The organism is Psychrobacter sp. UBA2769 (assembly GCF_002352555.1).
Taxonomy (GTDB): Bacteria; Pseudomonadota; Gammaproteobacteria; order Pseudomonadales; family Moraxellaceae; genus Psychrobacter; species Psychrobacter maritimus.
Map to the genome: position 1 here is coordinate 114,424 of NZ_DEIR01000020.1, position 18,768 is coordinate 133,191.

16 protein-coding genes and 1 pseudogene are annotated in these 18,768 nt (G+C 43.3%); 9 read left to right on the top strand and 8 right to left on the bottom strand.

What is annotated here, in order from left to right; genetic code table 11:
• Positions 1-40 precede the first annotated feature (40 nt).
• Complete coding sequence (locus B3Q63_RS09615) at positions 41-805, top strand: UTRA domain-containing protein (RefSeq protein WP_296176079.1); 765 nt, start codon at positions 41-43, stop codon at positions 803-805.
• Between the two features lie 17 nt (positions 806-822).
• Here the strand turns inward: B3Q63_RS09615 and B3Q63_RS09620 are convergent, their stop codons facing one another.
• The 4 genes and pseudogenes from B3Q63_RS09620 to B3Q63_RS09635 all read right to left on the bottom strand — a co-directional run bounded on the left by B3Q63_RS09620 (position 823) and on the right by B3Q63_RS09635 (position 4,390).
• Positions 823-1,524, bottom strand: a complete 702-nt coding sequence (locus B3Q63_RS09620; RefSeq protein ID WP_296176279.1) for a DUF1003 domain-containing protein — start codon at positions 1,522-1,524, stop codon at positions 823-825.
• A 74-nt stretch (positions 1,525-1,598) separates the two neighbouring features.
• Positions 1,599-2,270, bottom strand: a complete 672-nt coding sequence (locus B3Q63_RS09625) for a c-type cytochrome (protein WP_296176081.1) — start codon at positions 2,268-2,270, stop codon at positions 1,599-1,601.
• 72 nt (positions 2,271-2,342) lie between these two features.
• Positions 2,343-3,648: pseudogene (locus B3Q63_RS09630) on the bottom strand (flavin monoamine oxidase family protein).
• A 73-nt stretch (positions 3,649-3,721) separates the two neighbouring features.
• On the bottom strand, positions 3,722-4,390 hold the full coding sequence (locus tag B3Q63_RS09635; protein ID WP_296176083.1) for a c-type cytochrome: 669 nt from the start codon (positions 4,388-4,390) through the stop codon (positions 3,722-3,724).
• Between B3Q63_RS09635 and B3Q63_RS13105 the strand changes: the two genes are divergently transcribed.
• From B3Q63_RS13105 to B3Q63_RS09670, 8 genes are all read left to right on the top strand, one after another.
• Positions 4,377-4,571, top strand: coding sequence for a hypothetical protein (locus B3Q63_RS13105; RefSeq protein ID WP_414706343.1), 195 nt, complete (start codon positions 4,377-4,379; stop codon positions 4,569-4,571). The genes B3Q63_RS09635 and B3Q63_RS13105 overlap by 14 nt on opposite strands.
• 483 nt (positions 4,572-5,054) lie before the next feature.
• The gene (locus tag B3Q63_RS09640) at positions 5,055-5,417 is read left to right on the top strand and encodes an MFS transporter (RefSeq protein ID WP_296176086.1); all 363 of its coding nucleotides are present in this window, start codon (positions 5,055-5,057) and stop codon (positions 5,415-5,417) included.
• 285 nt (positions 5,418-5,702) lie between these two features.
• Complete coding sequence (locus tag B3Q63_RS09645; RefSeq protein ID WP_296176088.1) at positions 5,703-6,416, top strand: 2Fe-2S iron-sulfur cluster-binding protein; 714 nt, start codon at positions 5,703-5,705, stop codon at positions 6,414-6,416.
• Complete coding sequence (locus tag B3Q63_RS09650) at positions 6,413-7,405, top strand: FAD binding domain-containing protein (RefSeq protein WP_296176089.1); 993 nt, start codon at positions 6,413-6,415, stop codon at positions 7,403-7,405. The genes B3Q63_RS09645 and B3Q63_RS09650 overlap by 4 nt, the downstream gene beginning before the upstream one ends.
• Before the next feature lie 2 nt (positions 7,406-7,407).
• On the top strand, positions 7,408-9,861 hold the full coding sequence (locus B3Q63_RS09655) for a xanthine dehydrogenase family protein molybdopterin-binding subunit (RefSeq protein WP_296176091.1): 2,454 nt from the start codon (positions 7,408-7,410) through the stop codon (positions 9,859-9,861).
• Between the two features lie 93 nt (positions 9,862-9,954).
• A complete protein-coding gene (locus B3Q63_RS09660) occupies positions 9,955-11,319 on the top strand; it encodes an XdhC family protein (protein ID WP_296176093.1) in 1,365 nt (454 codons plus the stop codon).
• Positions 11,320-11,352: 33 nt separating this feature from the next.
• The gene (locus B3Q63_RS09665) at positions 11,353-12,051 is read left to right on the top strand and encodes a nucleotidyltransferase family protein (RefSeq protein WP_296176096.1); all 699 of its coding nucleotides are present in this window, start codon (positions 11,353-11,355) and stop codon (positions 12,049-12,051) included.
• Between the two features lie 195 nt (positions 12,052-12,246).
• Positions 12,247-12,801: a hypothetical protein gene (locus B3Q63_RS09670; RefSeq protein WP_296176098.1), complete on the top strand. Its 555-nt coding sequence runs from the start codon at positions 12,247-12,249 to the stop codon at positions 12,799-12,801.
• A gap of 195 nt (positions 12,802-12,996) precedes the next feature.
• Here the strand turns inward: B3Q63_RS09670 and B3Q63_RS09675 are convergent, their stop codons facing one another.
• The 4 genes from B3Q63_RS09675 to B3Q63_RS09690 all read right to left on the bottom strand — a co-directional run bounded on the left by B3Q63_RS09675 (position 12,997) and on the right by B3Q63_RS09690 (position 18,370).
• Positions 12,997-13,344 carry a hypothetical protein gene (locus B3Q63_RS09675; RefSeq protein WP_296176100.1) on the bottom strand — a complete coding sequence of 116 codons (348 nt, stop codon included), beginning with the start codon at positions 13,342-13,344 and terminating at the stop codon, positions 12,997-12,999.
• Between the two features lie 644 nt (positions 13,345-13,988).
• On the bottom strand, positions 13,989-14,732 hold the full coding sequence (locus B3Q63_RS09680; RefSeq protein WP_296176102.1) for a siderophore-interacting protein: 744 nt from the start codon (positions 14,730-14,732) through the stop codon (positions 13,989-13,991).
• A 92-nt stretch (positions 14,733-14,824) separates the two neighbouring features.
• Positions 14,825-16,099 carry an HmuY family protein gene (locus B3Q63_RS09685; RefSeq protein ID WP_296176103.1) on the bottom strand — a complete coding sequence of 425 codons (1,275 nt, stop codon included), beginning with the start codon at positions 16,097-16,099 and terminating at the stop codon, positions 14,825-14,827.
• A gap of 90 nt (positions 16,100-16,189) precedes the next feature.
• A complete protein-coding gene (locus tag B3Q63_RS09690; RefSeq protein WP_296176105.1) occupies positions 16,190-18,370 on the bottom strand; it encodes a TonB-dependent receptor plug domain-containing protein in 2,181 nt (726 codons plus the stop codon).
• Positions 18,371-18,768 lie beyond the last annotated feature (398 nt).

Below are 18,768 nucleotides of genomic sequence, written 5' to 3' on the forward strand. Positions count from 1 at the left end.
TCGGTGGTTAAAGATAAGCATGACAAAGGGGAAGCGTGATATGACAAAAAAAGTTCCAGCCTATCAGCGGATTAAAAACGCAATCTTAGATAATATTCATTCTGGAAAATGGCAGGCGGGCGCAGCTATCTCCACCGAAATGGCGTTGGCGGAAGAGTTTGGCGTCTCGCGCATGACAGTAAACCGCGCCCTAAAAGAACTAAGCGAGGAGCGAGTATTAGAGCGTCGGCAAGGGTCGGGGACATTTGTCGCACAGCAGCAGTTTAATCATACCTTTGTAGAAGTGCGCAATATCGCTCAAGATTTAAAGTCGGCCAATCGCGATTATCAGGCACAAGTGTTGAGCAAACGCGCTATTACCGCGAGCATGTTAGACGATGAGATGCGTGGTAAGTTTGATATTGATGAAGCAACCTTTTCTTCTAGTGCAAATGAAACTGATAACAATACTAATAGCGCTGAAGCAGCGATTTTATATGAAGTAAAAATCATCCACTTTGCGGATGGCCAGCCGATACAGTTTGAAGAGCGCTGGGTCGATGCGACAAAAGTACCAGAATTTATTGAGCAAGATTTTAGTGTGGTAAATACCAGCGATTATCTGATTGCTAAAAGTCCGCTTGAGCGTGGTAGCTATACTATCCGAGCCTTAGCAGCGCCTGATGAGATTGCTGATGCACTACAGATTGCCCCGCAGTCACCGACGTTAGTATTGTGTCGTCAGACTTATTCGGCTGGTCAAGTATTGACCTTTGTGAAGATGTGGCATGCAGGCGATCGTTATCAGTTTTCTGGTGAGTTATAGCTTTTATTGAGGTTGTCCTATTGCTTTTTGCTCATTTCAGATAATAAGTCGAGTTGTATTTCTTGTATCTCAGCGAGCCTATCCCATTGATGCATTAACAGATGATCCAATTTTTCATGCAAGTGTTGGATTTCAAGCTCAGCTTTTAAGTTAATTTGATAGTCATTTTCTGAACGTAACCGGTCTTTGGTTTCTTGCCTGTTTTGGCTCATCATAATCACAGGTGCTTGAATGGCAGCGATACAGGATAATATTAAATTCAATAGAATAAACGGGTAGGGATCAGCAGGACGGGCGACCATCACCACAGTATTGACGATGATCCAAATGGCTAGAAAAATAGCAAAACAGATGAGAAATGACCAACTACCACCAAAGGTTGCAATTTTATCTGCCAATCGTTCACCGAAAGTCCATTTTTGCTCTAGAGTCTTATCAATATTTTTGGTGATGAGTTCATGCTGTTGCATGCTTTTAATCAATTCAGATTCAAGAACGGTCACCTCACCTTTTTCAGACGTTAGCGATGAGTGCACATACTGCATTCGATACTTAATTAAATCATTTTGGCAAATATAATCTGTAGGTAAGCATTCAGGGAAATCATGTAAAATGTCTTCTGTAATCGCCTGTCGTATGGTGCCTATAGGGGTAAGGGCTTTTATAGGATAATTTTGCCCACAGACAATACAGTGATAAACGCCACTTTTCTTATTCATCGCCATATTCCCTTTCATCGCTATATTCCTTTAATGAAGCTGTTTTTACAATAAAATCATTTTTTATAATAAAACTATTCACTAGGGTCTGCACCCGGCGGTAAGTCATGACGCAGCTGCGCGACATTGGCAGCAGTCACTTTATCTGTAAAACCATTTAAATCACTGTGTACATATTGAGTGACCGCTGCAATTTGCTCATCATTCATCATGCTATGAAATGAGGGCATACCGCGCAAGCCATTGATGACGACGCTAATAATGTAGTATTTAGACTGCATTTTGCTGTTGTTCGCGAGTGGCGGATAGTAACCCGCTCCTTGTGCGCCTTCGCCTTTAGATATATGACAGCCTGCGCAAGAGTCGTCGTAAAGTTTTTTGCCATCATTACTAAAAAACCCCGTTTTACCTTGTGCGCTGCCTTCAAATTTGGTCAGCCACTTTTGCAAATTTGTATCATCATTCATCTTTGCTATCGAGCTGACATCGACAATATTCATGGGCGGGCGAGTAAGTTCTTCTTTGGACATATAAACCGAGCCCCAAGCGCCATTATTACGGCTGGCCTGATTGTCAAAACTGTCATCAAAGACCATCTGTGTTGCTTGCAGGCTAGCAATGGTAGGAGCGCTGCTTTTAGTATGTTGACTACAGCCTGATATAAAAGCCGTGCCACTTATTATTAATATAACCGGCAAGTGAGACGACTTATATAAGTTTAAATGCTTTGATTTTACTTTTATCATGCCTGCTTACCTTAATTTTATACTGACTAAATACTGTCTGCTAACCAATGATTTTAAAAGTTGTTTATTAAACTAGCCTAGTTTTTTGGCTTTTTGATGTAAGCGTTTGGCGGCATCTAGACCCGAGAGTATGGCGCCTTCTTGCCAAGCAGGAATGTGCGAGCAGTGTTCGCCTGCTAATACAATTCGGTGGTCGATGGCACATAACGTATCGTAATATTGCTCGCGGCTTGACTCACTCCAAAGCCCATAGCAGCCAAGTGACCAAGGGATACGATGCCAAGCGACTGAAGTACCCGAGCGAAACTCTTTGGTATATTGCGGATGAATGCGTTTGCCATACTCTAACGCGGCATGAATGCGCTCTTTTGGCGTTAAGGAGTTAAACTTATAAGACGCTTCGCCAAAGCCATAAGCGCCAAGTAACACGCCCGACCCTGAGGTAAATAAATCTTGTGAAGGATAAGAGATTTGGGTAATCGGCAGATCAGTATAAGTGATGCCGCCATAAATCCATTCGTCCTCCTCCCAAAAGCGCCGTTTAAACTCAAGCCCGACTTTAAAGGAGCTATCGTAAGGGACAGTAGCCATCGCTTGCTTCATCGGCTCTGAGATATTGATATCAATTTGCGTCAATACTGACAGCGGAATCGTGCAAATGCACCAATCGGCGCGAATGCTTTTAGTGCTACCTTCAGAATTACTGCTTTTAGAGTTAACGATAATTATTATCCAGCACACCCCAACCTTTAAGACCTTCTAATAGCTTTTCTTTATCCTCTTGAGTAACGGTATCATCTAAGCGGCCTTTATTGACGGCTTTGGATAATAGCTCAGACACATAGCCGCGAATATCGCTTTGCACTTCACCCAAGCGCTGCGGTGCGCCATTAAAATGATTGGTACGGTGCAAATAAGCGCGGTCATTGGTTTGGATAAATGGTTGCAGGGCGACATTAAACTTTTTGCAATAATGAAACACCGCATAGTGATGCACGGGCAATCGCCAAGGTCCACCGTTGAAGTAATTGCCTTTTTTAAAGTCGCAAGTGACTTCTTCGCCGCCAAGCTCGGTATATTTATCGCCGCTATTTAGCGTCCAGCTGCGTCCGCCACCACAATTTTGGTATTCAAGTACCGTCACTTTATAACCTGCTTTACGTAACTCGTAAGCTACTGTAAGCCCGCCCAATCCTGCACCAAGGATAACGATGCTAGCGCCAGCAGGTGCGCCTTTCAGCTCTATCTCTTGTTTAAAGCTCGACTCGGAGGCGAAACCTAATGCAATCATCGCTTGATACATAGCGGTTGCGCCAGCGGTTTTACCTATCATGGCGAGCAGTTGTCGCCGTGTCGGGGAGGACAGCAAGTCTTTCATTTAATCATCCTTATCGGGCTTATCATAAGTAGTAACGCAATGAGAAATTCAGGAGGTTTGGGTCTCTATAGGTTTAGCTTTTCTCTTTGATTATGCGTTTAACCTCTGCAGCAGTGACTTCGCTACTAGGTAAACCGCCGAAATTGACGCGTACGTAATTGGCAATACTGGCTATCTGTGCATGGCTTAAGTCTTTCTTAAAACCGGGCATTTTGGGCGCCGTGTTAAAAGCGCCTTTTGCGCCAAAAGCAATCACGCCAATAAGCGCGTCAGGCTTAGCACGGCGAATGCTACTTAAGCCAACGATGGATGCATAACAGGCATCAGGCTGCGCATAACCGTCAACGCCATGACAGCTAGCGCAGTGAGTGAGATATAAAGATTTTGGCGAATCGCTACTATTAATAGAGCTGGTGCTTACGCTACTAGTAGCAAGGGTCGCATTGGCTTTTGCCTCGGCCAGATAGTCTTTTTGCTCAAGTAAGTTATAAGTAATAGAAGGGCTGATAGGATTTGGCAGCTTTGCAACGTTGACGGGTATCAAATAATCATCCGTCTTAATAGCGGGTACGACTTTTAGATAATTGGCCATTGCGCTCAAATTTGCATCTGTAAGATAACGCGTACTATGAGCAACCGCTTCTGCCATAGGACCACCTGCATAAGCCCGTTTATCGAGCTTGCCAGTACGCAAATAGATGACGATGTCGCGCTCACTCCAACGCCCTATGCCAAGTCTCATTGTCAGGAGTAATATTTGGCGTAAACCATTTACCTGTTGCTATCTCAAGGAGCAAGCCCCCAGTTTGGCCATCGTTTTCCATGCACTGACGGAAGGCGGCATCCTGCTAGCGTTAACGATGAAAAGCGGCAAACCACTGGAAACAATAGCAGAGCAAATCTCTTCATTATTTATAAAATAATTTACTGAGAAATACTCACTTAGCGTAACAAAAATTGATTCTTTTAATAATCATAGAGAGTTTTAATGTCTAGCCTTGCAATGGAACAAAGTCAAACCGGTATCAAACCAATCGCCTTTTTAATCGCAGGGTTCGTCGGATTATTTAGCGAAACAGCTTTAAATATGGCGCTCCATTTTTGCTTTTCTCACTGTTATATGGACTGCTTTTTGTGCAGAACGTTACGACTTTGACGAAACCTAAAATAGATGTGCTTTCAATCTTGTTATCGACGATTGGCTTTGGTGGCATTGTATATGGCTTTAGTGTCGGAAGACGCAAAGGCTGGGGCAGTCCAGTTGTCATTAGCACCCTGATAATTGGTATCATGTCCCTTATCATATTTTCATCAAGACAGTTTAAACTCGATAAGCCCATGTTAGATTTGCGCACTCTAACATATCCCATGTTTACCTTAGCCTTATTGAGGTCTCGGCCACATTCATGATTATTTTATCAAGTATGATTCTTTTACCTTTATATCTACAAATTGGTCTTGGGTTAACGGCGCTTACGGCCGGTCTCATACTGATGTCAGGGGGCGCATTAAATGGTATTTTTTCTCCAGTCGCAGGGCGTGTTTATGATATGTATAGTCCAAAATGGCTACTGACACCGGGCTTTATTATTATAATTGTCATGCTGTGGCTGCTATCGAATGTAACTACCAAAACCTCTATTCCTATGGCCATATTTTTGCATTCAGGTCTTATGGTTGGTGTGATATTCGTCATGATGCCAGTGCAAACCTATGGTCTAAATGCGCTACCAAAAAACCTATATGCAGAAGTTCTCAGCAAGCAATGAATTTAATCCTTATCTTATGAGCACTTCGCAAATTATGATGTTTATTGAAACACTAGCAAAACTTCAAGAACAACGAGCCTCTGAAGAGAAATAAATCTAATAAAATCTGCTCAAAATAAAAACAAGAGATTCGTAGCTATGGGTGACTGGGATAAATTTAACAGTAAATAAGGATTTTCTAAAACTACGTCCGTTGTACATTAATAACATTGCTCTAACATATCGTTTGTAGACTAATGACGATTTACCCTCTAAGATTTTATTATTTGCCAGCAGGAAGCCAGCATGTCTAACTTAACATTAACGATTAATCAGCAGGATTATGAGTTTGATAATCTTGACCCGCGAACGACACTACTTGATGTTTGTCGTCACCATCTACATATCAATGGACCCAAAAAAGGCTGCGATCATGGGCAATGCGGCGCATGCACCATGCTTATTAATGGGCGACGAATCAATTCTTGTTTGACATTGGCGGTCATGCACGATGGCGATGAGATTACAACCATTGAAGGTATTGGACTACCTGAATCGCTATCAGAGTTGCAACAAGCTTTTAAAGACCATGATGCCTTTCAGTGTGGCTATTGTACGCCTGGGCAAATTTGTTCAGCAACGGCATTGATAGAAGAAATCAAACAACAGTGGCCAAGTCATGTGACGACTGATTTACAACATCCTAATGGTCTACTTGTTCAAGAGATTGCTGAGCGTATGAGCGGCAATATCTGTCGCTGTTCGGCATATCCCAATATCATCAAAGCGATATCACAGGTACTCGAAAATGCACTTAACAATCAAGTGTCAAAAGCCTCTTTAATAACCGACTCTCCAGTAAGCAGCGATGCGCGTAATAATAGGGCAGCCGATTTAACGGTCAGTGGTATTTGGTCACCGCCGCCAAGCGAGGCACAGATTAGTAATCAGTCCATAGTAAAGCTGACTGCCCATGCCTATGTTCCCGATGCTGCCAATGCTCAAGGAGAACGTTCATGAAACGCTTTGAATATATCCGTTCCCTTGAACCGCAACAAGCCGTGATGTTTGCTACGCCAAGTGAAGCGTCTTTTATTGCTGGCGGCACCAATATACTCGATTTAATGAAGTTTGAGATTGAAACTCCCCGTAAGCTGGTTGATATCACGCGCTTAAAATTGAAACAAGTAGAGACCACCGCTGAGGGTGGTTTGCGTATTGGTGCTTTAGTCACCAACAGCGACTTGGCCGCGCATCTCGCAGTCACTTCAGGTTATCCGGTATTATCTCGCGCCATGTTGGCAGGGGCATCGGGACAACTGCGAAATAAAGCCACTACCGGCGGAAATCTATTACAGCGTACCCGATGCTATTACTTTTACCAACCAGATAGTCCCTGCAATAAACGCAATCCCGGTTCTGGCTGTCCAGCTATCAATGGTGAGAATCGACTGCTTGCCATCTTAGGGACGAGTGACGACTGTATTGCACAGCACCCATCAGATATGGCGGTAGCAATGCGCTTACTTGATGCCATTATTGAGACGCTTAAAGCAGATGGCACCACGCGGCAGATTCCGATTAAAGACTTCTATTGCTTGCCAAAAGATACGCCACACATTGAAACCGTTTTAGAGACGGGGGAGCTAATTACTCATATTGTTCTCCCAGCGCCTATTAAAGGGATGCATACTTACGACAAAGTGCGAGATCGTGCCTCTTATGCCTTTGCGTTAGTGTCGTGCGCTGCTGTAATTAATGTTAATAATCAAGGCAAATTAGATACCGTACGTTTAGCATTTGGTGGTATTGGAACTATGCCTTGGCGTAATGAAGCGGTTGAAGCCTTGCTTACGGGTACAGACGGCAACCTTGACGTTATTTCGCAAGCGGCAGATTTATTATTAAAAGACGCCAAAGGCTATGGTCAAAACGATTTTAAAATACCGTTAACGCGGCGATTGTTAAAACAAGTCATTCAGCGCGCATTGACGGCTAAGGGAGTATAATCATGTCATTATTGGACTCAGTACTGCCATCAGAACCCACCAAAAAATTGACTATGGATCATCCAGTTGATTCTCTGTTTGATGAAACTGCCAGTCAATTGATTGGTAAGCCTATCAACCGTGTAGACGGTTCCTTAAAAGTCAGTGGACAAGCGCCTTATAGCGCAGAATTTTATATTGAAGGGCAGGTTTACGGCGTCTTAGTGGGTGCAACTATTGCTAAAGGCAAGGTAAAGCACATTGATAGCCGGGCAGTGGAAGTGCTTCCTGGTATTATTAAAGTGGTCACTGACCCCAAGCATTTTTTGCGTAACGCTCAGCAAGGCGGAAAGAAAAAAGCTCCTACTCAGGGCGCTGCCGAGATTTTTTATCATGGTCAGCCAATAGCTGCCGTGATTGCTGAAACTTTTGAAGCGGCTACTGAAGGCGCAAAAGCCCTCAAGGTGACTTATAAAGACGAGACAGAAGAGGCCGTCATAGATTTTGAGGCAGCGTTAGAAAACGCCCATTCAGTCAATGAAGCGGAAGGCTCTGATAAAAATCACAAACAGGGACATCCGGAGCAAGGACTTCAAGAGTCTGAGGTTTCGTTTGATCAGGTTTATCATACGCCAAGCCAAAGTAATTCTCCTATGGAGCCACATGCTACCTTGGCTTATTGGGAAGATGACAAGTTAATCATGTATACCTCCAACCAGATGTTGTCATCTTGCAAACAACAAGTAGCAGATGCCTTAGAGTTGGATCCAGATAATGTACAGCTGATAGCGCGTTATGTTGGCGGCGGCTTCGGCAGTAAACTTGGTATTGCCCCTGAATCAATTGCCGCAGCAATTTCCGCAAAAGAGCTCAAGCGTCCGGTATTGATTGTGATGACTCGTCCGCAAGTCATGGAAACTACCACCAGACGCTCAGATACGCGTCAACGTATCGGCATTGGCTGCGATAAAAACGGTATTATTAATACCTTTATCCATAATACCCTCACTAGTAATTTACCCGGCGAGAGCTTCTTTGAGCCCACAGCGTTGTCTACGCATTACTTATACCGCGGCGAAAATCGTCAGGTCGACTATCAGATGGTTGATGTCAATAAAGTCCTATCAGGTTCTATGCGCGCGCCTGGCGAGGCAGTCGGATTAATTGCTGTTGAATGTGCGATGGACGAGTTGGCCATTCAGTTAGATATCGATCCGATAGAGCTGCGCCGCCGTAATGAGCCGCAACAAGATCCCAGTAAAGAGATACCTTTTTCAACTCGGCAACTGATTGCCTGTATGGAAAAAGGGGCTGAGCAGTTTGGTTGGGAGAAGCGCAATACCGTGCCTACCAGTCGCTTAGAAGGAGATTGGTGGATGGGTATTGGTATGGCCGCCGCTGCTCGTGGTAATCAGTTAAAACTCTCTCAAGCACGAGCAACCCTACAAGTTGATGACTCAAAAAAGCTTGGGATCAAAGCTATTATTGAGACGGATATGACCGATATTGGTACGGGCTCTTATACCGTATTTACCCAAGTTGCTGCTGACCTTTTGGGTCTACCGGTCGACCATGTTGAGATGAAGCTTGGCGATACCAGTCTGCCGCCAGCCGTTGGTTCTGGCGGTAGTATGGGGGCAGCAAGCTCAGGAAGCAGTATTTATCTGGCTTGCCAGCAATTGCGCGAAATGTTGGCAGATAAAGTCGGCCTATATTCTGACACCATCCAATTGCATGATGGGCAGATTAGCAAAATAGGTGAGCATAAAGTCACAGTAACAGAGACTATTATCGAATCTGGTAAAAACTCTGCTACCGAGCTTATAGATAAATTAACAGAAAAGACGAGCGTATCTATCCCTGAAGCTGTATTGGAGCTCTTGCCAGAAACACAGAAAGCTAAACAAAGTAGCTATGATTTTAGTAGCCATAAAAGCTATTCATTAGCCAATATTGTTGCGCAATATGACGACCAAAAGCTCAGTGCTAAAGGCGAGATTAAACCGGGTAAAAATGAAAAAACCCATCGTCAATCTTCATTCGGTGCTAACTTTGCGGAAGTCGCTGTGCACCGAGTGACGGGTGAGATTCGAGTCAAGCGTATGACAGGTGTGTTCGCCGCTGGGCGTATTCTTAATCACAAAACTGCCACTTCACAGTGCTATGGCGGCATGGTGTTTGGGATAGGTTCGGCGTTGATGGAAGAAGTTATCCATGACAAGCATGACGGGCGCTTGTGTAATCATGACCTTTCTGAATACCACATTCCTGTCAATGCTGATGTACCGCAACTAGAAGTTATTTTGCTAGAAGAAGACGACCGTTATACAAATCCGATGCACATCAAAGGCATTGGCGAAACAGCAATTTCAGGCGCTGCGGCAGCCATTGCCAATGCCATCTATAACGCCGTTGGTATTCGTATTCGCGATTTCCCAATTACCTTAGATAAACTTATTGACCAACTGCCAGATTGATTTTTATCAAATACTGTCTTACTTTGCTTCGCTGAAAAACCCGATTAAATAACGGGTTTTTTAAGTCTATATTTTAAGTTGATAAGAGGCATTATGAATCAAATCGCTGATATCCTAGAGCTTGCCACACAAGCGATACAAAAAAAAATCGATGCCGTATTAGCCACCGTGGTGCGTACAGAAGGCTCGGCGTATCGGCAATCGGGTGCGATGATGCTGATATGCGCTGATGGACGTTCGGTTGGGATGATTAGTGGTGGCTGCCTTGAGCCGCATATTATCAAACGTGCCTTTTGGTTAACCCGGCATGGCGCGAGTGTGCAGGTCTACCAGACAGGCGATGACATTGGGTATCATAAAAATAGCGATTCTGATTCGACTGTTGTAAAAGACGTTAGTGTTAAAGATGAGGATATGTCTGAAGATGATTTTTTAGAGGGCGAGATTAATTTTGGCTTGGGTTGTAATGGACGAGTGCATGTGCTGTTTGAGCGTTTAGCGACAGCAATACCGCTACTCGATTTAATTCGTCAGGTTCGTCATACTCAGCAACCGGTAACGATTGCCACTCTTATGAGGTCGGATAATAGCGAAAACGGAGCGCTCGACCTGCAAGTTGGTAGCCGTATTTATTTAGATACGTATTTAAAAACAGGCAATCTGACGGATATATATTTGAACCACAACGTGGCAGGCGACGCGGATACTGTTATAAATAATGTGTTGTTAAAGGCGATTAAAAAATTATCAAAGCATCAGTTTCATAAAAAAGATGCTGGATACAATGCTGAATACATCGAGCTGTCAGACGATTTAGAGTTACAAGCTACAGCTAATCGTCAGTATGAAAGCGGGGCAGAATTAGTGTTAAAAACCGGTCACACGGAGTGGTTATTGCAGCGGATTTGCCCACAAATACGATTACTGATTTGCGGGGCAGGCAATGATGTTATACCGCTGGTGACAATGGCAAAGCTGCAAGATTGGCATGTCACCGTCATAGACAGTCGACCGCAATATGCGACGCGTCTGCGCTTTAGTCAAGCAGATAGTGTGCTATGTTTACCCTTGGATGATACCGACACGTTACTTAAGCTCAGTGCTGGCGCCGCCGTTGCTGTGATGTCTCATAGTCTGACCCAAGACCGCGCTCGACTTGCCGTGCTACTAAAACATTCTGCTCACTATCATTATCTTGGGCAATTAGGGCCTCGCTATCGTACTGAACGTTTAATCAAAGAAATTAGTGAGACAAGTGCTAACCCGCATATTTTAGCGGATGGTATTGATAAATTGCATTATCCTATCGGCTATAAATTGGGCGGAGATGGACCAGAAGCATTGGCACTGAGTATCATGGCGCAAATGAGTGCGGTAATGCATAATCAATCCCCTCAAACCATGAGCCCTAGCAGCCAAGAACAGCATAGCAAAACTGATGTGCAAACACCGGCATAGTCATAAACATCGCTAAGACAAGAGAGGAGATAGATGCTTATTACAAATAGTCGTAATTTTAGTCATAGCCATAGCCATGCCGTTATTCTCTTAGCAAGCGGACTGAGTCGACGCCTAGGTCAACCAAAGCAGTTATTAAATAAGAATAATGAGTCGCTAATTTGCTATATGACCCGCCTTGCTATGCTGACTCAGCCTAGCCTTATAGTGATCGTGGTTCCTCAAAACCAGTCAGCGATTTTAGATTCGATTGCTGATTTAACCGATCAGCTAAATAGCCTCCAATCATTGATTAAAATAGTAACGAATTCATCACCCGAAAAAGGGCTAGGCGAGAGTTTATCCATTGGTATACAAGCCTTAGCTACGTTTGATGGTTTATCTGTCAATTCGGTACTAATCATGGGCATTGATCAAGTGTTATTGGATAGCGAACATTTGAGCAAGCTGTTGGCAGGTAAACACACTGTCGTTGCTAGTAGTTATAGCCGTTTAGATGACCATCATTCTAAGATTGCCAATGAAGCCGATATTATTGGTCTACCTATTGTCATTGATTACGAGCGTCTTAAAAACTGGCAATCGGCTCTGATAGGTGATAAAGGATTGCGGCATTTGATTAGAGCGCTGCCATCCAATCAAATCAGTACCGTTGATAATCCTAAAGTAAGCCACGATATTGATACGCCCGCACAACTTGCCTATGCTAAGCAAAAACATTGGGTTGATTAATAGGGTTAAATTCTGTCACTTGCCGCAATCGCGTTTGTGTAATAACCAGTAGCCAATGACTGGATTAGTAACCGAAGTTCCCGCAGCATTTCTAACCAATTTAGAACAAAACAATCTACATTGAGATACGCAATATAAGATGGTCCTGACTTATGATTGAGTGTAAACATACTTCAATAACAAGGATTAGAAATCATGTCAAACCAGCCTACTGATAACGATAACATCAAGAATGCTCTAGAGTCGCTTGAAAATACAACGGAAGCGCCTTCAAATAATGAAGTGACGGGTGTTGAGGTTTTAAAAGGCGATAAAGTAATGTATGAAGATGGCGATTTTGAAGATTACAATGCCGAAAAACAGATTGAGTCTGATAAAGAGGGTAAATCTGTTAAAGAAGATGAATCTAACGAAAAAGATGAATCTAATGAAAAAGATGAATCTAGCGAAGATGATAAGTCTGAAAAGAATGATAAGTATGGTGCGACGATAGCTAATATTTACCAATGGGCGTCTAAGCTCAAAGATGATTTTACCTCTGAAGCTTCTAACATGACGCATGAAGTTTCTGAAAAAGCGCTTGCTATGATGCTCAATAGGCTTGTAGACGGTGTAGAGGCTGAGCTAAAAGCCTTTGATAAGAAGGTAGAGGACTCTAAAGAGTCAGTGCCTAATGCAGCAGAGGAACGTAGTAAAATTTCCGATAAAAAAGATAAATACCAGAGTATGCTTGATCAACTACGAAACTAATTGGCACCAAAAAAAATAAGTTGCTGTAACATCAGCTTATAGACATAAAAAAGCCTTGTATGCTTTACGCTACAAGGTTTTTTTGTGAACCGCGCCGACTATATCGGAGGCTGATTTACTTGAGTCAGGCAGTGATGCTTGACAGATTATAGGTCCTGCTCTGTGTATATTTAGACTTCTTTAAAGCTGTACATCTTAACTGGCAATTTTACGAACCAATAAAGTAAGTTTGTCGTTGCCATTATCAACAGTCGCTTCCTTATCATAGGCAACTGTCGTTTTATGTTCAGTAAGATTGTCACCAGCTTTAACAGTCGTAATTACTTTAGCAGTATGCTCATTAGATGGCTTTACTGTCAGGTTATACTCAAAATCAGTACCAATGGCGATCGATGCCATCTCCTCAGCATTTACCAGCATCACGGGTGACGCAATTAACTCACCATCTTTAAATACAGAAGTAGAAACCTTATAAGCATCGGCGGCAAAGCTTGATCCTGACGCCAACACAGCAGCTAATAACAGACCTATTTTTACTTGCATTCTAATGTCCTTGTTCATAATAAACTTAAAAGACAGCGATGGTGATTCTTAGCTATTTCTTTGAGTGAATATTGAGCAATGTTTGTAGCCAGCTAAAAGCGGACTGTATTTCATGCATTCTATGACAAAAGCGTTATACATTGAAAGTGATATATTAACTCTTTAGCGTATTTAAAAATCTCGAGGCATGTACACCACGAATTACACTGTGACTGTTTCAATGAGCAAAGCCGTTGATACTATTAGCCTACAGCTTGATATTTAAGTCTTCACTAGGGAGTTAAGTATATTCATGATCTACACTCCAAATGCCATAGTATGAAGGTGTTTACTACCTAGCCATCAGCAATTCTACAGCAACCTCAAAACAAACCCCAATTTTGACAACCTCACCTGAGTAAAGCACAAAATACAAAGAAGGTTTTGAAGACTATATTATGTATACCTCTGGCAATCTTTTACCCCAGTATTAAAATTGAGTTGCTAATAATATTTAGAGGCTAAATTTATATTCCCGTGTTAATAAAGTAATCGACGTCTAGGATATTATAATCCGGCCTGCGAATGAGTTAATGAAAACATCAGAACTAATAGCCCTCAAATCATTGTTAATACAACTCGGATTTTTGAAGGTGAATAGCATATTATTCTAGGTTTTGCGCATCTTCCTGCTTCTCAATTTTATGCTGATCTTCTGTACGCTCTACTTTCCAGTAGCTAGATATATATAAATGCGTTTTAGCTATGGACCGGTTGAATTTAAAATAGTCACGCAGTACACGCATACTATGGAATTCACAAGCAGCCCAAACAGCAGGTTGCCCTTCAAGCCAAGTAATGGTTTTAACATACTCAAGTAAAGGGCTGCTTGCGGAGTTTGGAGTAGGGTTTATAACCCAGTAAATGTCAACGTTCTTAGGTTTTTTAAGATTTTGTCGATCTGCCTCGCTGCTGATCTCAAGGATGGCATAGCCGCGTGCATCGTCAGGTAATTGTGCAAGATTGACAGCAATCGCAGGTAGTGCAGTCATGTCACCTATTAATAAAAACCAATCTGCCTCATTATTAATCAGCTTCTTTGGTCCTGGTCCGCCTACCAATATTTGCTCACCCACTTGGGCGTTACGTGCCCACATTGATGCAGGGCCTTCAGCGTCGTGCAAGGCAAAATCGATATCTATTTCACCCTCACGTTGACCACTTATAGTATAGGTGCGCATTAGTGGTCGAGTCCCATGGCCTTGAGGAAATATGAGTTTGATATAAGCGCTTTCTTGATCTGTTGGAAAGTCAATCAAGCCAGCACCGCCAAGCGTGACGCGGCACATATGTGGCGTGATGTATTTGGTACAAGTAACATCCAGTATTCTTGGAACGGGTTTTGCCATTTTATAAAGTACCTTATTTTGTAGCGGTAAAGACAGTTGCCAATTAAGTCAGGATTGATACTGTCATCTTTGATTTCAGAAATAATAAAATATTAAGGAGCAGGCTGAATGTCTATTTTAAATTCCCATGAGGTCGCAGTCGTCGCTGAGCTATCAGGGTAATTTATTTTATCCAAACGCACGCGTGCATAGCTATTGCCTTCAGCAGATCTAATGAGCGCGCCTTGTGCGCTGTCAACTGGTTTGGCATTTAGTTGATGCGTCATGCCATTGTAGGTATACCAGCCAAAGTCTAGGTTCGGGAAATTACCCGTATAAGCAGGATTGAGATCCGAGCCTTTACTATCAATGACCCAGCTTCTGGCACTCAGCGGTTTATCATATACAGCGGTTTTGGTAAGGTCGGCTAAAGTAGTCGCGCTACCATCGCTGGTAAATTGACTGGTAATCGGTTTACCTTGCGCATCATAATATCCGGCTGGCGTGGCGGCGAGGTAACCACCAACTTTGCCTTTGTTAGTGCCAATAGCAGAATCGCCACCATTTAAAACCACATCATTACGCTTAAAGCCGATCTGCCAGGTGCTGTTTTTATCGCTACTACTTTTTCCTGTAGCTAAATCAAAATAGACCCAATTATCATTGTTTGAGGCATCGATAGTTTTAGTCTGTATCTTATTTGGTAGCGCGGTATCAATCCAGCGCAGAGTAGGGTAACCAGAGGCACCAGTATCATTATAATAATTGGTAATCTGCATGGCATAAATAGGCTGCTGTACGCTGCTGTCTGTCATGGCGCTGCTATTATCTGTGGTAACAAGATAGACGCGATTGTTCGGGTAGAGCTGATGGTTGCCTTTTAAATTGTATTCAAACCAAGGCTGTGCATCAAATATACCGCCACTACGGTCTTCATTGTAGTGCATGGTAATATCACGTTTGGTATCAGGGTCTTGAGTTGCATTGCTATAACGGCTCAAATCTGACCAGTCGATCAAACCAAAAACGCCGCCCAAACCTGCGCCAGAATCACCGCTATTTGACCAAAGCTTAACCGAACGCGCTTGGTTATCAAACTTAATATCCCATTTATCTTCAGCACACGAGCTTTCAGCTTTGATGTCAAAATCATAACAGGTTACGGCCTCAGGCGCTAGATTGTTGACTTGCCAAGTGGCCGTTTCGCTAAAGCTGGCAGTGCTAACAGGCGGCGTGTTACCGCCATTATCGCCATTTCCGGTATTGCCACTATTCGAGCCATCACTGCCGCCACCGCAACCGGTCATGCTGAGGGCTAACAGGCTGCTACTGAAAAGTAATGCCAATTTGGTCGGCTTGGTGTTAACTAATGGGATAATTGGGGTCATATCAGCTTCCTTGGTGGTTGTCGTTTTATATAAAAGGTGAAAAACAGCACTACAAATACAACTGCTTTAGGATGATTGCGAATCAAAGGCTTACCAATGGTAACTGGCGCCAAGTAACCACTCACGATTATCAATGGGGCGATAGTCACCGGTATCAGTGACATCACGCTGCACATCAAAGATATTATTAATCGCCGCGTACAAGCTCAAGTTTGCAGTTGCGTCATAATTGAGCTTGCTATCGAGCGTCCACCAAGACGGCGAATACGCCTGCTCGCTGGTATTAATCAGCTGTTTGGATTCATAGTTAAGGCGCGGGATCAGCTGTAGCTTGTCGTTGATACGATAATCAAGCGCTAGCATCGCTTTGTGACTGGGCTTATAGGTCAGCTCGGTATCGGTGACATTGTTATGCGTCTTGAGGTAAGCGTAGCTGGCTTGTAGTTTCGCGCGCTCGTCCACTTGCCAGTCAATACCAATATCGCCGCCATAAGTTTTGGCGCTATCAACGTTCATATATTTATAAATGGCGATGTTACCGTCGAAGGTAGCGTTGTCCTCGTCGGTTTGGATCAGATCGTTCACTTCATTATAAAAACCATTAACCGTCAAATTAACACTATCGCTCAGCTGACCTTGATAGCCGATTTGGTAACTGGTTGAGGTTTCAGGCTGCAAGTCGGGATTACCCATGACTTTATAACCCAAATTGCTGTGGTCAAAGACGTAGTAGCGTTCTTTTAGGTTGGGCACGCGATAACCACCGCCGATACTACTGCGAAAGACATGGTCGCGACCGCTCGCATCCAAATGGTTGTATTTGAGTGATACTTTTGGCGCCGTATGACCACCAAAGTCTTCATCGTTTTGATAGCGAATACCACTCAACACTTCCCAGTTATCGCCGATCAGCCAATCATCTTGTAGATACAGCTCACCGACATCACGGCTGACGTCATCGCTGATAAGCTCGCTGACTTGGTTTTTCGTTTGGCTCAACTTGTCTTGCTGAACCTGACCGCCGACTTGGATAAGATGAATGTGCTTATCGGATAGTAATAGCTCAGGTAAGTCGAGCTGCGCTTGCGCCAGCGTGGTACTGATGTCTGTATCACGGGCGCTGGTGATAGTTTGCTGTGTTTTAGTATTGGATTCGCTTTGATATTCTTCATGCAGGGCTTGTGCGGACAACCGATAAGTTTTGCTGCGATTATCCACATGCGGCGTGATATCAGCGCGCGCACCAACACTAAAGCGCTGCTTAGTAATGTGCTCATCTCGTTGCTGTGCCAAATAGCGCGGCGCCACATAATAATTAAAACGACTAACATCGTCTTCTTTATAGTGGTTGGCCTCTAACCAATATTGAGCGTTTTTGACCATTCGGCTATCGTTGTTACTATCGTCATTGTCTGATATGCCTTTACCGTCCGGGTGGTAGCTAAATCGGGCACTGACTTGTGATTGCTCGCTGGCATCTTTTAATCTGGGCCATGCTTCATGGTCTAAGCTCAAACCATTATTATCCAGATACGAGCCTGATAGACGCGCATGAAAGCGCTGATTTTTATCTAATGCCCCTTCCACGCTGGCTTCTACATAGCGTTTGTTAGCATCTAACTTTTTACCAGATGGATTTTGCCGACCATTGCTGGCAATCTCGGTGGTGATATGTCCTGTTGCCGCGCCAATGGGTTTAGTGATGATATTGATAACGCCGCCCATCGCCGCGCTGCCAAACTGCGCTGACGCCGCTCCCTGAACCACTTCTATTTGTTCAATATCCATATTCATATATTGATTTAAGTTTACCGTCGAGCCAGTGCTGGCGGTGATGGGTAAACCATCAATCAACACCAATACTTGATCACCGGTAAAGCCTTGCATACTAACTTCGTAACCTGTTTTACCATGGACTTCGCGTAAGTAAACATTGGGCAACAAGGCTAGCGCTTCTTTTAAAGTATGAGCATGGTTGTCATCTAGCTGCTGGCGGCTGAGTACTTGCAGGGCAACTGGCGCATCGCTCAATGCACGCTCAGAGCGTGTGGCCGTTACCACGATAGGATCTAAACGTGTGCTCGGCATGGCAGCATCGCTTGTAATATCAGCATTAGACTCTGCAAGAGGCGGCGCTGCTTGGACGGAAACTGACGTGAATGCAAACAATGCTAATGCAACACTTATGGCTAATGGGCTACGACGCAGTAGTGAGGGATAGGTGTTTAGTCCCGTATGAGTCAACGATAAATCAAACGCTAAAATTGACATAAATAAAACAGCCATTGTAAAAAGAGAAAGTAAGAAAGTAAGAAAGTAAGAAAGTAAGAAAGTAAGAAAGTAAGAAAGTAAGAAAGTAGTGTTACTTAAAGATCTTTTGCTACAAAAAGAGCAATCTAAAGCGACCGTGTCATAGTTTTAATTGTTAAAGACTTTGTTACCTGATTCACTATTGTCAGTAACAAAGCTCAGACATCATATTTCAAAAGATAATAATTATCAATATGCAAATGATAATTATTTCTATTTACAAAGTGAAAAAATGTTGCCATAATAATTTCCGTTCAATATCACCTAGCAGGAATAATAAACGGCAGTTATGAAAAAGACGTGATGACTAATACGTTATAAAAAAGCAGTCTCTTGATCACGTTTTGACAAGCACTGAT

Bases quoted from the DNA above. Each gene is read 5' to 3' on its own strand.
- B3Q63_RS09655 (WP_296176091.1), top strand. From the start codon at position 7,408: ATGTCATTATTGGACTCAGTACTGCCATCAGAACCCACCAAAAAATTG.
- B3Q63_RS09670 (WP_296176098.1), top strand. From the start codon at position 12,247: ATGTCAAACCAGCCTACTGATAACGATAACATCAAGAATGCTCTAGAG.
- B3Q63_RS09640 (WP_296176086.1), top strand. From the start codon at position 5,055: ATGATTATTTTATCAAGTATGATTCTTTTACCTTTATATCTACAAATT.
- B3Q63_RS09635 (WP_296176083.1), bottom strand. From the start codon at position 4,390: ATGAGACTTGGCATAGGGCGTTGGAGTGAGCGCGACATCGTCATCTAT.
- B3Q63_RS09665 (WP_296176096.1), top strand. From the start codon at position 11,353: ATGCTTATTACAAATAGTCGTAATTTTAGTCATAGCCATAGCCATGCC.
- B3Q63_RS13105 (WP_414706343.1), top strand. From the start codon at position 4,377: ATGCCAAGTCTCATTGTCAGGAGTAATATTTGGCGTAAACCATTTACC.
- B3Q63_RS09625 (WP_296176081.1), bottom strand. From the start codon at position 2,270: ATGATAAAAGTAAAATCAAAGCATTTAAACTTATATAAGTCGTCTCAC.
- B3Q63_RS09650 (WP_296176089.1), top strand. From the start codon at position 6,413: ATGAAACGCTTTGAATATATCCGTTCCCTTGAACCGCAACAAGCCGTG.
- B3Q63_RS09660 (WP_296176093.1), top strand. From the start codon at position 9,955: ATGAATCAAATCGCTGATATCCTAGAGCTTGCCACACAAGCGATACAA.
- B3Q63_RS09680 (WP_296176102.1), bottom strand. From the start codon at position 14,732: ATGGCAAAACCCGTTCCAAGAATACTGGATGTTACTTGTACCAAATAC.
- B3Q63_RS09685 (WP_296176103.1), bottom strand. From the start codon at position 16,099: ATGACCCCAATTATCCCATTAGTTAACACCAAGCCGACCAAATTGGCA.
- B3Q63_RS09690 (WP_296176105.1), bottom strand. From the start codon at position 18,370: ATGTCAATTTTAGCGTTTGATTTATCGTTGACTCATACGGGACTAAAC.
- B3Q63_RS09675 (WP_296176100.1), bottom strand. From the start codon at position 13,344: ATGCAAGTAAAAATAGGTCTGTTATTAGCTGCTGTGTTGGCGTCAGGA.
- B3Q63_RS09645 (WP_296176088.1), top strand. From the start codon at position 5,703: ATGTCTAACTTAACATTAACGATTAATCAGCAGGATTATGAGTTTGAT.
- B3Q63_RS09615 (WP_296176079.1), top strand. From the start codon at position 41: ATGACAAAAAAAGTTCCAGCCTATCAGCGGATTAAAAACGCAATCTTA.
- B3Q63_RS09620 (WP_296176279.1), bottom strand. From the start codon at position 1,524: ATGAATAAGAAAAGTGGCGTTTATCACTGTATTGTCTGTGGGCAAAAT.